The sequence below is a fragment of the Streptomyces boninensis genome, from assembly GCF_048572725.1.
In the GTDB taxonomy this organism is placed as follows: domain Bacteria; phylum Actinomycetota; class Actinomycetes; order Streptomycetales; family Streptomycetaceae; genus Streptomyces; species Streptomyces boninensis.
Map to the genome: position 1 here is coordinate 7,961,331 of NZ_CP183837.1, position 15,352 is coordinate 7,976,682.

General features: G+C 71.3%; 1 protein-coding gene (running past one end of the window). It reads left to right on the plus strand.

What is annotated here, in order from left to right; genetic code table 11:
- Nucleotides 1–15,352, plus strand: the 5' portion of a protein-coding gene (locus ACNNMR_RS36220) for a type I polyketide synthase (protein WP_419998929.1). Its footprint extends 12,056 nt past the window's final position; the window shows 15,352 of its 27,408 coding nt (coding positions 1–15,352); the start codon lies at nt 1–3; its stop codon lies off the right edge, out of view.

A 15,352-nucleotide genomic window follows, 5' to 3' on the forward strand; every position in this document is an offset into this window, starting at 1 on the left:
GTGGCTGACAACGAGAAGTTGCTCGAGACTCTGAAGAAGTTGGCGGCCGATCATTACGTGACCCGCGAACGGGTCAAGGAGCTGGAATCCGGCGCCCGTGAACCCATCGCGATCGTGGGTATGGGCTGCCGTTACCCCGGTGACGTCCGTGGACCCGAGCAGTTCTGGGAACTGCTCACCGCCGGTACGGACACGCTGTCCGGATTCCCGACCGATCGTGGATGGGAAGCGTTCGAGGAGGAATTCGGCGGCGAGGCGGCGCAGTCGGATGGCGCTTATGTGCGCGAGGGCGGCTTCCTCTATGACGTAGCCGATTTTGACGCGGGCTTCTTCGGGATCAATCCGCGTGAGGCGCTGGCGATGGATCCGCAGCAGCGGCTGCTGCTGGAGACCGTGTGGGAGGCGATTGAGCGGGCGGGGCTGGCTCCGTCGTCGCTGCACGGCTCGGCGACCGGTGTCTTCATCGGCGCGAGCGGTTCCGGCTACGAGACCATCCTGCCTCCCGACGACAAGAGCCTGGACGGCTACCGGCTCACCGGCACGGTCTCCTCGGTGATCTCGGGGCGGATCTCGTACGTGCTGGGGCTGACCGGGCCTGCGGTGACGGTGGACACGGCGTGCTCGTCGTCGCTGGTGGCGCTGCACCAGGCGGTTACGGCGCTGCGTGGTGGCGAGTGCACGATGGCGCTGGCCGGTGGCGTGGCCGTGATGACCTCGCCGGGCGCCTTCATGGAGTTTTCCGAGCAGGGCGGGATGGCCTCCAGCGGGCGCTGCAAGGCGTTCTCGGATGAGGCCGATGGCATCGGCTGGGGCGAAGGCTCCGGTGTGCTGCTGCTGGAGCGGCTGTCGGATGCGCAACGCAATGGCCACCAGGTGCTGGCCGTCATCCGCGGCAGCGCGGTCAACCAGGATGGTGCGTCGAACGGCCTGTCCGCGCCCAATGGCCCCTCGCAGCGGCGCGTGATCCGGGCGGCGCTGGCGAATGCGCAGCTGGCTGCCGGTGAGGTGGACGCGGTTGAGGCGCACGGTACGGGGACATCGCTCGGTGACCCGATCGAGGCCGGGGCGCTGCTGGCGACGTACGGGCAGGAACGCTCCGACGAACGGCCGTTGTGGCTGGGGTCGGTGAAGTCCAACATCGGGCATCTGCAGTGTGCTGCCGGTGTGGCCGGTGTGATCAAGATGGTGCTGTCGCTGCAGCACAGCCAGTTGCCGCGGACGCTGTACGCGGATGCGCCGTCCACGCAGATCGACTGGTCGGCCGGGAACGTACGCCTTCTTCAGGAGGCGCGGGAGTGGCCGGCTGCTGAGCAGCCCAGGCGGGCCGGTGTCTCGGCTTTCGGCGTCAGCGGCACGAATGTGCATGTGATCTTGGAGGAGGCGCCGGCGGCGGTCGAGGAGCCGGAGTCTGCGGGTGAGGGCGAGCCAGAGCTGCCGGTGTTCGCGCCTGCGGTTCCGGCTTGGGCGGTTTCGGGGCATAGCGCGGGCGCGCTTGCCGGGCAGGCTGGGCGGCTGCGTGAGCATGTCGTGGGTCGGCCTGGGATCCCGGTGGCGGATGTGGCGTGGTCGTTGGCTACGTCGCGGTCGGTCTTCGAGCACCGTGCCGTAGTGCTGGGGGCTGAGCGGGAGGAACTGCTGGCGGGGCTGGCGTCCGTAGCCACGCAGCAGCCTGCTGCCGGTGTGGTGACCGGTGAGGTGGCGCCTGGCGGGATCGGCCGGACCGTATTTGTCTTCCCCGGTCAGGGCTCGCAGTGGATGGGGATGGGCCGGGAACTGGCCGAGTCCTCGCCCGTCTTCGCGGCGAAGCTCGCCGAGTGCGCGGCGGCGCTGGCTCCGTACGTGCAGTGGGAGCTGGATGACGTTCTTGCTGGTCGGCATGGGTTCGAGGCTGCGGATGTGGTGCAGCCTGCCCTCTGGGCGGTGATGGTCTCGCTCGCCGCAGTGTGGCAGGCCGCCGGCGTCGAGCCGGATGCGGTCGTCGGCCACTCCCAGGGTGAGATCGCGGCTGCTGCGGTGGCCGGGATCCTGTCGCTGGAGGACGCGGCCAAGGTGGTCGCGCTGCGCAGCCGTGCCCTGACCGTGCTGGCCGGGCGGGGCGGCATGCTGTCCGTCGCCGAACACGTCGCGGCCGTACGGGAGCGGATCGCCGGGTTCGGTGACCGGGTGTCGATCGCTGCTGTGAACGGCCCGTCGGCGACCGTGGTTTCCGGTGAGCCGGACGCGCTGCGCGAACTCCAGGAAGCGTGCGGGGAGTCGGTGCGGACACGCCTGATTCCGGTGGACTACGCCTCCCACAGCCCGCAGGTGGACGACCTCCGCGACGCCATCCTGGCGGCGCTGGACGGGATCGCTCCCGGCGAGGCGCGCATCCCGATGGTCTCGGCGATGAGCGGCGAGTGGCTGGCCGGGCCGGAGATGGACGCGGGGTACTGGTATGCCTCGCTGCGGGAGCCCGTCGAGTTCGACCAGGCCATCCGCGTCCTCGGTCAGGCCGGCCACGGCGTGTTCGTAGAGGCCTCCCCGCATCCGGTGCTGATCCAGGCCATCGCCGACAGCCTGGACGAGAGGTCGCCGATCACCGTAGGCAGCCTCCGCCGCGACGACGGCGGTTCCCAGCGGCTGCTCGCCTCCCTCGCTGAGGCGTTCGTACGTGGTGTGGTCGTCGACTGGACCGCGGTGCTGGGTGGCGGGGACACCATCGACCTGCCGACGTATGCCTTCCAGCGGCGCCGCTTCTGGCCCGAGATACGTGAGATCAAGCGGGCCGCCCGGTCGATAGATGACTGGCGCTATCGCATCACCTGGCAGCCGTCCGACCTCAACGGGGTTCCCGCGCTGTCCGGGACCTGGCTGCTGGTCGGAGACGATCCGGAGGCGCCCGCGATCGCGGAGGCGCTGACCGGACACGGCGCCGACGTCGTCACCGCCATGAGCGTCGAGGACCTCGAGGCCTCCGCGCTCGCGGAAGCCGCGGGTGTGGTGTCCCTGCTGGCCCTGGACGAGACGCCGGATGCGGAGTTCCCGTGGATCTCGCGTGGCATCGCCGCGACGGTCGAGCTGGTCCAGGCGGTGCAGCAGGCCGGGGCCGAGGTTGCGGTGTGGACGCTGACCCGCGGCGCGGTGCAGACCGGCGCGGGCGAGGTGACGACCAGCCCGTCCCAGACCGCGGTCTGGGGCCTGGGTCGCGCGGTTGGCCTTGAGCGTCCCGAGCTGTGGGGCGGCCTCATCGACCTGCCCACCGAGTTCACCGACCGAACAGGCACCCACCTCGCATCCGTCCTGGCACAAACCAGCGAGGACCAGATCGCTTTGCGCGCCGAAGGCGTCTTCCTGCGCCGGCTGGTACGGGCCGAGGCACGCCGCGCCCAGTCCAAGCCGTGGTCCCCGCGGGGCACGGTCCTGCTGACCGGTGGCACCGGCTCGATCGGCGTCAGCATCGGTAGCTGGCTCGCCGATCACGACACCTCGCGGGTGGTGCTGACCTCCCGTTCCGGCCCGTCCGCTCCCGGCGTACCCGCCCTCGCAGCAGCGGTCGCCGCCGGCGGCACGGACGTCGAGGTCGTCAGCTGCGACCTGCAGGCGTACGAGCAGGTCTCCGGCATGGTGTCCTGGATCGAAGCATCCGGACCCGGCCTCTCGACCGTCCTGCACTCGGCGAATCAGCCCTATCTCGCCTGGGTGGAAAACACCGAACGCGAAGGCCTGGCCGCCGCACTCGGCGCCAAAGCAGTCGGCGCGCTCCACCTGGACCAGGCCACCACCGACCTTGACCTCGACGAGTTCGTGCTGTTCTCCTCGATCTCAGCGACCTGGGGCAGCAACGACCACGGCGCCTACGCCGCAGGCAACGCCTTCCTCGACGGCTTCGCCGAGGACCGCCGCTCCCGCGGTCTCCCCGCGACATCCATCGCCTGGGGGGTCTGGGACACCCGCGACTGGGACGCCGTAGACGCGGCCATGACCCAGGGCGCAGGGGCAGTCACCCCCAGCCGCCTCCGCCGCCAGGGCATGAACTTCCTCGACACCGACCGCGCCCTGACCGCCCTCGGCGAAATCCTCACCGAGGACGAGACCTTCATCGCCGTCGCCGACGTCGAATGGGAGCGATTCGCCCCCGTCTTCCGCGCCGCCCGCCCCCGCCCCCTCCTGGACACCATCCCCGAAGCGCGCGAGGACGACCAGCCCGCAAGCCACGCCGAGTCGGCGGCCTCCGGGCTCGGCGAGTACGCCTCCCTTCTCGCCGCGATGTCCGTGAGCGAGCGTCGCCGTACGGTCATCGAGCTGGTCCGCTCCCACGCCACCGCCGTCCTGGGCCACGACTCCACGGACGCGATACCGGCCGAGCGCGCCTTCCGCGACGTCGGATACGACTCGCTCACCGCGGTCGAGCTCCGTAACCGCCTCAACACCGCCACCGGAGTCCGGCTGCCGTCCACCGTGGTCTTCGACCACCCCAACCCCACGGCCCTGGCCGAGGAGATCCTCACCAGGCTGCTGGGCACCGCATCGCAGCAGGCCGCCTCCGTCGTGGTGCAGGCGCCGACCGAGCCGATCGCCATCGTCGGCATGGGCTGCCGCTATCCGGGCGGGGTGAGCAGCCCCGAGGAGATGTGGGAGCTGCTGGCTGCGAAGGGTGACGCCATCTCGGACTTCCCGGCCGATCGTGGCTGGGACGCCGAGGCGCTGTTCGACCCGGACCCGGACGCCGAGGGTTCCACCTATGTGACCGAGGGCGGCTTCATCACCGGAGCCGGGAACTTCGACGCGGACTTCTTCGGCATCAGCCCGCGCGAGGCGCTCGCGATGGACCCGCAGCAGCGGCTGCTGCTGGAGACGTCGTGGGAGGCCATCGAGCGGGCGGGCATCGACCCGACCTCGCTGAAGGGCTCGGGCACCGGTGTCTTCGTCGGCGCCGCGGCATCCGGCTATATCGCCGTGGCCAGCGGAGATCCGGAGACCGAGGCGCATCTGATCACCGGCAACGCGCTGAGCGTGCTGTCCGGGCGGATCTCCTACACCCTGGGACTGGTCGGCCCGTCCGTATCCGTCGATACGGCCTGCTCCTCCTCCCTCGTGGCGCTGCACCAGGCCGTGACCGCGCTGCGCGGTGGCGAGTGCACCATGGCGCTGGCCGGCGGTGTGATGGTGATGGCCGACCCGGGTGAGTTCGTCGGCTTCTCGCGGCTGCGCGTGCTGGCATCGGACGGGCGGTGCAAGGCCTTCGGCGAAGGCGCCGACGGCATGGGCATCGCCGAGGGCGCCGGCATGGTGATGCTGGAACGGCTCTCCGACGCGCAGCGCAACGGCCACCAGGTGCTGGCCGTCATCCGCGGCAGCGCCGTGAACCAGGACGGCGCCTCCAACGGCCTGTCCGCCCCCAACGGCCCCTCCCAGCAGCGCGTCATCCGCGCCGCCCTGGCCAACGCGCAGCTCACGCCCGCCGACGTCGACGTCGTCGAGGCACACGGCACGGGCACCGCCCTGGGCGACCCGATCGAGGCCGGCGCCCTCCAGGCCACGTACGGCGACGAACGGCCGGACGAGGACCGGCCGCTGTGGATCGGCTCGGTCAAGTCGAACATCGGGCACGCGCAGCAGGCGGCCGGTGTTGCCGGGCTCATCAAGATGGTGATGTCCCTCCAGCACGGGCAGCTGCCGCAGACGCTGTACGCGGAGACGCCGTCGTCGCATGTCGACTGGTCGGCCGGGAACGTACGCCTTCTGCAGGAGGCGCGGGAGTGGGCGGCCGGTGAGCAGCCCAGGCGCGCGGGTGTCTCCGCCTTCGGGATCAGCGGCACCAACGCGCACGTCATCCTCGAAGAGGCGCCGGTCGCCGTCGAGGAGCCGGAGCCTGTTCCCGAGGCTGGGGAGGCCCCGGCGCTGCCGGTGCTCGCGCCCGCCGTTCCGGCGTGGCTGGTGTCGGGCCGCGGCGCGACCGCGCTGGCGAGCCAGGCCGGCCGCCTTCGCGAACATGTCGTGACCCGCGCGGAGCTGTCGGCGGATGACGTGGCGTGGTCGCTTGCCACGACCCGGTCGGCGCTGGACCACCGCGCCGTAGTCCTCGGTACCGAGCGCGACGGCCTCCTCGCCGGACTGGCCGCGCTGGCCACCGACCAGCCGGCCGCCGGGGTGGTGACCGGAGAGGTCGCGCCCGGCGGCATCGGCCGGACCGTCTTCGTCTTCCCCGGCCACGGCAGCCAGTGGATCGGGATGGGCCGGGAGCTGGCCGAAGCCTCGCCCGTCTTCGCGGCGAAGCTCGCCGAGTGCGCGGCGGCCCTCCGGCCGTACGTCGACTGGGAGCTGAACGATGTCCTGGCCGGAAGGCACGACTTCGCCGCCGCCGACGTGCTGCAGCCGGCCGTATGGGCGGTGACCGTATCCCTGGCCGCCGTCTGGCAGGCCGCCGGCGTCGAGCCGGACGCCGTCGTCGGGCACTCGCTCGGCGAGATCGCCGCGGCGACCGTGGCCGGGGTGCTGTCGGTCGCGGACGGCGCGAAGGTGGCCGGCCTGCGGGCCAAGGCGCTGCGGACCCTGGACGGCCGCGGCGGGATGCTGTCCGTCGGCGAGCCCGCCGACGTGGTACGGGACCGGCTCGCCGGCTTCGGCGAGCGGCTCTCGGTCGCGGCCGTCAACGGCCCCTCGTCGACGGTGCTTTCCGGCGCCAACGACGCCCTGGACGAATTCGTCGCCGCCTGCCCCGAAGGCGTACGGACCTCGCGTATCCCGATCGCCTACGCCTCGCACAGCGCGCAGGTGGAAGAGCTGCGCGAGCAGATCCTCACCGCCCTGGCGGACGTCGTGCCGGGTGCGGCACGGGTGCCGATGCTGTCGGCGATGAGCGGGGAGTGGCTGGCCGGGCCGGAGATGGACGCGGGGTACTGGTATGCCTCGCTGCGGGAGCCGGTGGAGTTCGGCCGGGCGGTCCGGGTGCTGGGGGAGTCGGGGCACGGCGTCTTCGTGGAGACGTCTGCGCACCCGGCGTTGATCCAGGCCATCACCTCCAACCTGGAGGACCGTGACCTGGTCGCGGTGGGCACGCTCAGGCGGGACAACGGGGGTGCCGAGCGGCTGTTGGCCTCCCTCGCCGAGGCGTATGTGCGGGGTGTTCCCGTGGAGTGGGCCGCGGTGCTGGGTGGTGGCGGGTCGGCGGTGGAGCTGCCGACGTATGCCTTCCAGCACCGGCACTACTGGCCGCGGGCGGTCGAGCAGGCGGCGACGGGGGCGGCGGGCGGGAGCACTCCTGCTGAGGCCGGCTTCTGGGCGGCTGTCGAGGAGGGCGACGCGGGTTCGCTGGCGGAGCTGCTCGGGGTGGATGCGGGCGAGATCGATCTGGCCGCGCTGACCGAGTGGCGTCGTCGGGAGCGGGCCGACGCGACGGTGGCCGACTGGCGGTACCGGGTCACGTGGATGCCGGTCGCGGAGTCCGCGGGGGTGTTGTCGGGACGGTGGCTGGTCGTTGGCGACGGCGCGGAGGCGGAAGCCGTCGGGGCGGTGCTGGCCGAGCGTGGTGCGGAGGTTGTGGCCGTTGCCGGGCCGGAGCAGGTTGCCGCCGCGAGTGATATCGCTGATGTGACGGGTGTGGTGTCGGCGTTGGCGCTGTCGGATGCGGAGCATCCGGAGTTCCCGGTGGTGCCGGCCGGGCTGATGGCGACGGTGGAGCTGCTGCGGGCACTGGGTGGCGCCGGCGTGTCGGCACCGCTGTGGGTGCTGACGCGGGGTGCGGTCGGTACCGGGGCGGGCGATCCGGTCGTCAACCTGACTCAGGCGGAGGTGTGGGGTCTTGGCGTAACGGCTGGTCTGGAGCTGGCCGGGCGCTGGGGTGGGCTGATCGATCTGCCGGCGGTGCTGGATGCGCGGGCGGGTGGGCGGCTGGTGTCGATGCTCGCCGATGGTGGCGAGGACCAGGTCGCGATCCGTGCAGGTGGCGTCGTCGGGCGGCGGCTGGAGCATGCCCCGAGGCCGGTTGTACGGCAGGCGTGGGCTCCGCGCGGCTCGGTGCTGGTGACCGGTGGGACCAGTGGGGTTGGTGCGATCACGGCCGGCTGGGTGGTCGAGCGCGGTGCTGCGCGAGTGGTGCTGACCAGTCGGTCGGGGCCGCGGGCCGGTGGGGTGGCCGGATTGGCCGCCGCGCTGTCCCAGTCCGGGGCCGCGGTGGAGGTGGTGGCGTGTGACGCCGCCGACCGTGGGTCCGTCGCGGGACTGGTGGAGTGGATCGACGCCTCCGGGGCCGAGCTGTCTTCGGTGGTGCATGCGGCCGGGCTAGGTGACGGCGGGCCGGTCGAGGAGGTCGAGGCGGCGGATCTGGCGCGGCTGCTGTCGGCCAAGGCCGGTGGCGCAGCGGTGCTGGACGAGCTGACGGCCGACCGGGACCTGGACGCCTTCGTCATGTTCTCCTCCGGCGCGGCGGCCTGGGGCAGCGGCGGGCTGAGCGCGTATGCGGCGGCCAACGCCTACCTCGACGCGCTCGGCGACAGCCGGCGTGCCCGGGGCCTGGCGGCGACCTCGATCGCCTGGGGTGTATGGGCCGGCGTCGGCATGGCGGCCAGCGAGGGAGGCGAGCGGCTGCTGGCGTACGGAATGGAGGGCATCGACGCGGAACGCGGGATGCGCATCCTCGGCCAGGCGCTGGACGCGGACGAAAGCTCGCTGGCTGTCGCCGGCTTCACCTGGGAACAGTTCGTACCGACGTACACCCTCTACCGCCCGAGCCCGTTCCTGTCGGGCGTACCCGAGGTCCGGGACGTCCTCGCCGCCGAAGCCGAAGGGGAGGCCGGCGGCGAAGCCGATGCCCGTGGTTCGGAGCTCGCGGTGCGGCTGCGGGGGATGGCCGAGGGCGAGCAGCGGCAGCTTCTGACGGACATGGTGCGTGGTCATGCGGCGGTGGTGCTGGGGCATGCGTCGGCCGAGGATGTGCTGCCGCAGCGGGCGTTCAAGGATCTCGGGTTCGATTCGGTCGGTGCGGTCGAGCTGCGTAACCGGCTGGCGGCGGCGGCCGGTGTGCGGCTGCCCTCGACGCTGATCTTCGACTACCCCAACGCCGCCGCGCTGGCGGAGTACATCTGCGGTGAGCTCGTGGGCTCGGACGCGGCTTCCGCTGAGGGCGCGGTGCGGGTGGTGGCCGCGGCCGGCGGTGAGCCGATCGCGATCGTCGGGATGGGCTGCCGTTATCCGGGTGATGTGCGGGGGCCCGAGCAGCTCTGGGACCTGGTGGCATCCGGGACGGATGCGATCTCGCCGTTCCCGACCGATCGTGGGTGGGAGGCCTTCGAGGAGGAGTTCGGCGGGGAGGAGGCGCTGTCCGGGCGCTCCTACGTGCGAGAGGGCGGCTTCGTCTACGACGCGGCCAAGTTCGACGCGGACTTCTTCGGGATCAGCCCGCGCGAGGCGCTGGCGATGGATCCGCAGCAGCGGCTGCTGCTGGAGACGTCGTGGGAGGCGATCGAGCGGGCGGGGCTGGCTCCGTCGGCGCTGCATGGGTCGGCGACCGGTGTGTTCATTGGTGCCAGTGGTTCTGGCTATGAGAGCAGTCTCCCCGTCCATGATCAGAGTCTGGACGGTTACCGGCTCACGGGTTCGGTTTCCTCGGTTGCTTCGGGCCGGATTTCGTACGTGCTGGGGCTGACCGGGCCCGCGGTGACGGTGGATACGGCGTGTTCGTCGTCGCTGGTGGCTTTGCATCAGGCGGTGTCGGCGCTGCGTGGTGGTGAGTGCACGATGGCGCTGGCCGGTGGTGTGGCCGTGATGACCTCGCCTGGCGCCTTCATGGAGTTCTCCAAGCAGGGCGGCATGGCTTCCAGCGGGCGCTGCAAGGCGTTCTCCGACGGTGCGGACGGCATCGTGTGGGGTGAGGGCGCCGGGATGGTGGTGCTGGAGCGGCTGTCGGATGCGCGGCGTAATGGGCATCCGGTGCTGGCGGTTATTCGGGGTAGTGCGGTTAATCAGGATGGTGCGTCGAATGGTTTGTCGGCGCCGAACGGTCCGTCGCAGCGGCGGGTGATTCGGGCGGCGTTGGCGAATGCGCAGGTGTCGGCGGCGGACGTGGATGTGGTGGAGGCGCACGGTACGGGGACGTCGTTGGGCGACCCGATCGAGGCCGGGGCGCTGCTGGCGACTTATGGGCAGGAGCGGCCGGACGACGACAGGCCGCTGTGGCTGGGTTCGGTGAAGTCGAACATCGGGCACGCGCAGCAGGCGGCCGGGGTCGCCGGTGTGATCAAGATGGTCCTGGCCATGCGTCACGGCGTCCTGCCCAGGACGCTGCACGCCGGGGATCCGTCGTCGCATGTGGAGTGGTCGACGGGGAACGTACGGCTGCTGCAGGAGGCGCGGGAGTGGCCGGCTGGTGAGCAGCCGCGTCGGGCGGGTGTTTCGGCGTTCGGGATCAGCGGCACCAATGTGCACCTGGTCCTGGAGGAGGCGCCGGGCAGCGTCGAGGAGCCGGAGCCTGTTCCTGAGACTGTGGATGCACCGGGGTTGCCGGTGTTTGAGCCTGCGGTTCCGGCGTGGGTGGTGTCGGGGCGGAGCGCGGTGGCACTTGCTGGGCAGGCGGGGCGGCTGCGTGAGCATGTGGTGGGTCGGCCTGCGGTGCCGGTGGGGGATGTTGCTTGGTCGTTGGCTACGTCTCGGTCGGTGTTCGAGCATCGTGGGGTGGTGCTCGGGGCTGAGCGCGAGGAGCTGGTGGCCGGACTGGCGGCGGTGGCCACCGACCAGCCGGCTGCCGGTGTGGTGACGGGCGAGGTGTCGCCGGTTGGCGTGGGGCGGACGGTGTTCGTCTTCCCGGGGCAGGGGTCGCAGTGGGTCGGGATGGGGCGGGAACTGGCCGAGTCCTCGCCTGTCTTCGCGGCAAGGCTGGCCGAGTGTGCGGCGGCGTTGGAACCGTTCGTGGACTGGGAGTTGGATGACGTCCTGGCCGGTCGGCATGGGTTTGAGGCTGCGGATGTGGTGCAGCCTGCGCTGTGGGCGGTGATGGTTTCCCTGGCCGCCGTGTGGCAGGCCGCCGGTGTTGAGCCTGAGGCAGTCGTCGGCCACTCCCAGGGGGAGATTGCGGCTGCTGCGGTGGCCGGGATTCTCTCGCTGGAGGATGCGGCGAAGGTGGTGGCGCTGCGCAGCCGTGCCTTGACCGCGCTGGCCGGTCGCGGCGGGATGCTGTCGATCGCTGAGCCCGTCGCAGCGGTACGGGAGCGGATCGCCGCCTTCGGTGATCGGCTGTCGATCGCCGCCGTCAACGGCCCGTCGGCGACCGTGGTCTCGGGCGAACCGGACGCGCTGCGCGAACTGGCCGACTCCTGTGGGGAGTCGGTGCGTACGCGGCTGATTCCGGTGGATTACGCCTCGCACAGCCCGCAGGTTGATGAGCTGCGCGACGACATCCTGGCGGCCCTCGACGGCATCACGCCGGGTGAGACGCGGGTTCCGATGGTCTCGGCGATGAGTGGAGAGATGCTCGCCGGGCCGGAGATGGATGCCGGCTACTGGTACGCCTCGCTACGCGAGCCGGTCGAATTCGACCAGGCGATCCGCGTGCTGGGTGAGGCCGGGCACGGGGTCTTCGTAGAGGCCTCTCCGCATCCGGTGCTCATCCAGGCCATCAGCGACAGCCTGGACGAGAAGGCGCCGGTGGCGGTGGGCAGTCTCCGGCGCGACGACGGTGGTACGGAACGCCTGCTGACCTCCTTCGCGGAGGCGTTCGTACGGGGTGTGGCCGTCGACTGGACCGCGGTGCTGGGTGCCGGCGACACGGTGGAGCTGCCGACGTATGCCTTCCAGGAGCGGCACTTCTGGCCGGAGACGCGGGCGGCTGAGGTGCTTGGGGTCTCGGAGGGGGATGCCGAGTTCTGGGCCGCGATCGAGGGCGGTGACCTGGAGGAGCTTGCCGCGACGCTGAACGTCGATGGCGACAGGCTCGCCGAGATGGTGCCGGTGTTGGCCGAGTACCGGCGGCGCAGTCAGGTCGACGCGGCCGTCGCCGATTGGCGTTATCGCGTCAGGTGGACTCCGGTTGCCGAGGCCGGGTCGGTGCTGTCGGGGCGGTGGCTGGTGGTCGGCGATGGCGCCGATGCGGAGGCTGTGTCGGCGGTGCTGGCGGAGCGTGGCGCGGAGGTCGTGGTCGTTGCGGGGCCGGAGCAGGTTGCGGCGAGCGATGTCGCTGATGTGGCGGGTGTGGTGTCGGCGTTGGCGCTGTCGGATGCGACGCATCCGGAGTATCCGGTGGTGCCTGCCGGGCTGATGGCGACGGTGGAGCTGATACGGGCGCTGGGTGCTGCCGGGGTGTCGGCTCCGCTGTGGGTGCTGACGCGGGGCGCGGTTGGCACGGGCGCAAGCGACCCGGTGGTCAGTCCCGTACAGGCACAGGTGTGGGGTCTTGGCGTAACCGCTGGTCTGGAGCTGGTCGGGCGCTGGGGCGGGCTGATCGATCTGCCCGCGGTGTGGGATGCGCGGGCGGGTGGCCGGCTGGTGTCGGTGCTTGCCGGTGGTGGCGAGGATCAGGTCGCGATCCGTACCGGTGGCGTCCTCGGGCGGCGGCTGGAGCACGCCCCCCGGGCGGCCGTCGGGGAAACATGGGCCCCGCGGGGCTCGGTGCTCGTCACCGGTGGCACCAGCGGAGTCGGCGCGATCACCGCTGGCTGGGTGGCCGAGCGTGGCGCTCCCAGGGTGGTGCTGACCAGTCGGTCGGGGCCGGCTGCCGCCGGGGTGGCCGGGCTGGCGGCCGCTATGGCTCAGACCGGGGCTGCGGTGGAGGTGGCCGCGTGTGACATCGCCGACCGTGGATCCGTCACGGGACTGCTGGAGTGGATCGACGCCTCCGGGGCTGAGCTCTCTTCGGTGCTGCACGCCGCCGGGGTCGCCGGCGGAGGGCCGGTGGAGGAGGTCGAGGCGGCGGAACTGGCGCGGCTGCTGGCGGCCAAGGCCGGTGGCGCCGCACTGCTGGACGAGCTGACGGCCGACCGGGAGCTGGATGCGTTTGTGTTGTTCTCATCCGGTGCGGGGACGTGGGGCAGTGGTGGGTTGAGCGCGTATGCGGCGGCCAACGCGTACCTCGACGGGCTCTGTGACAGCCGGCGCGGCCGGGGGCTGGCGGCGACCTCGGTCGCGTGGGGTCTGTGGGCCGGCGTCGGCATGGTCGCCGGTGGTGACGGTGCGCGGCTGTCGGACTTTGGCATGGCGGGCATTGATGCGGAGCGTGGGATGCGCGCTCTGGGGCAGGTGCTGGACGCGGGTGAGGGTGCGCTGGCGTTCGCCGGCTTCGACTGGGAGCAGTTCGTACCGACGTACACCCTCTACCGCCCCAGCCCGCTGCTGTCCGGCCTGCCTGAGGTGAAGGATGTCCTGGAGGCCACGGAAGAGGTCGCCGCGGCGGCCGACGGGTCCGAACTGGGCGTCCGGCTGCGGGGCATGTCGGTCGGTGACCAGCGGCAGGAGCTGACGCAGCTGGTGCGTGGCCATGCGGCGGCGGTGTTGGGGCATGAGTCGGCTGAGGATGTGCTGCCGCAGCGGGCGTTCAAGGATCTGGGCTTTGATTCGGTCGGCGCGGTGGAGCTGCGTAACCGCCTGGTGTCGGCGGTCGGGGTGCGGTTGCCCTCGACGCTGGTCTTCGATTACCCCAATGCCGCCGCATTGGCGGAGTTCATTCGCGGGGAACTCGTGGGCTCGGCTGAGGCAGCTCCGGGTGACGGCGGGGTGCAGGTGGTGGCCGCGGCCGGTGGTGAGCCGATCGCGATTGTCGGGATGGGCTGCCGCCTTCCGGGTGATGTGCGAGGGCCCGAGCAGTTCTGGGAGCTGCTGACGGCCGGCACGGATGCGGTTTCCGGCTTCCCGACCGACCGTGGGTGGGAGGCGTTTGAGGAGGAGTACGGCAGCGAGGCGGTGCGGACGGGCCGTTCCTATGTGCGGGAAGGCGGCTTCCTTTACGACGCCGCGGACTTTGACGCGGGCTTCTTCGGGATCAATCCGCGTGAGGCGCTGGCGATGGATCCGCAGCAGCGGCTGCTGCTGGAGACGTCGTGGGAGGCGATCGAGCGGGCGGGACTGGCGCCGTCGTCGCTGCACGGCTCGGCCACCGGCGTCTTCATCGGGGCCACCTACTCGGGTTACGAGGGCAACCTTCCGACTCACGACGAAAGCCTGGACGGCTACCGGCTGACCGGCATGATCTCCTCGGTCGCCTCGGGTCGGATCTCGTACGCGCTGGGGCTGACCGGGCCCGCGGTGACGGTGGACACGGCGTGCTCGTCGTCGCTGGTGGCTTTGCATCAGGCGGTTACGGCGCTGCGTGGTGGTGAGTGCACGATGGCGCTGGCCGGTGGCGTGGCCGTGATGACTTCGCCGGGCGCCTTCATGGAGTTCTCCGAGCAGGGTGGCATGGCTTCCAGCGGGCGGTGCAAGGCCTTCTCGGATGAGGCCGATGGCATCGGTTGGGGTGAAGGTGCCGGTGTGCTGCTGCTGGAGCGGCTGTCGGATGCGCGGCGCAATGGGCATCAGGTGCTGGCCGTGGTCCGGGGCAGCGCTGCCAATCAGGATGGTGCGTCGAATGGTCTGTCGGCGCCGAATGGGCCTTCGCAGCGGCGGGTGATTCGGGCGGCCCTGGCGAACGCGCAGGTGTCGGCGGCGGATGTCGATGTGGTGGAGACGCACGGTACGGGGACGTCGCTGGGCGATCCGATCGAGGCTGGTGCATTGCTCGCCACGTACGGCCAGGAGCGGCCGGGTGCGGAGCGGCCGTTGTGGATCGGTTCGGTGAAGTCCAACATCGGGCATCTGCAGTGTGCTGCCGGTGTGGCCGGTGTGATCAAGATGGTGCTGTCGCTGCAGCATGGGCAGTTGCCGCGGACGCTGTATGCGGAGACGCCGTCGACGCAGGTGGATTGGGCGGCAGGGGACGTACGGCTGCTTCAGGAGGCGCGTGAGTGGCCTGCTGGTGAGCAGCCCAGGCGGGCGGGTGTCTCCGCATTCGGGATCAGCGGCACGAATGTGCATGTGATCTTGGAGGAGACGCCGGCTGAGGCCGGGGAGCCGGAGCCTGCGGGTGAGGGTGAGCCGGAGCTGCCGGTGTTTGCGTCGGCGGTTCCGGCGTGGGTGGTGTCGGGGCACAGCGCGGCGGCGCTTGCTGGGCAGGCGGGGCGGCTGCGGGAGCATGTCGTGGGTCGGCCTGGGATCCCGGTGGCGGATGTGGCGTGGTCGTTGGCTACGTCGCGGTCGGTCTTCGAGCACCGTGCGGTGGTGCTCGGTGGTGAGCGGGAGAAACTGCTGGCGGGGCTGGCGTCCGTAGCCATGCAGCAGCCTGCTGCCGGTGTGGTGAGCGGCGAGGTCGCGCCTGGTGGGATCGGGCGGACGGTGTTCGTCTTCCCCGGTCAGG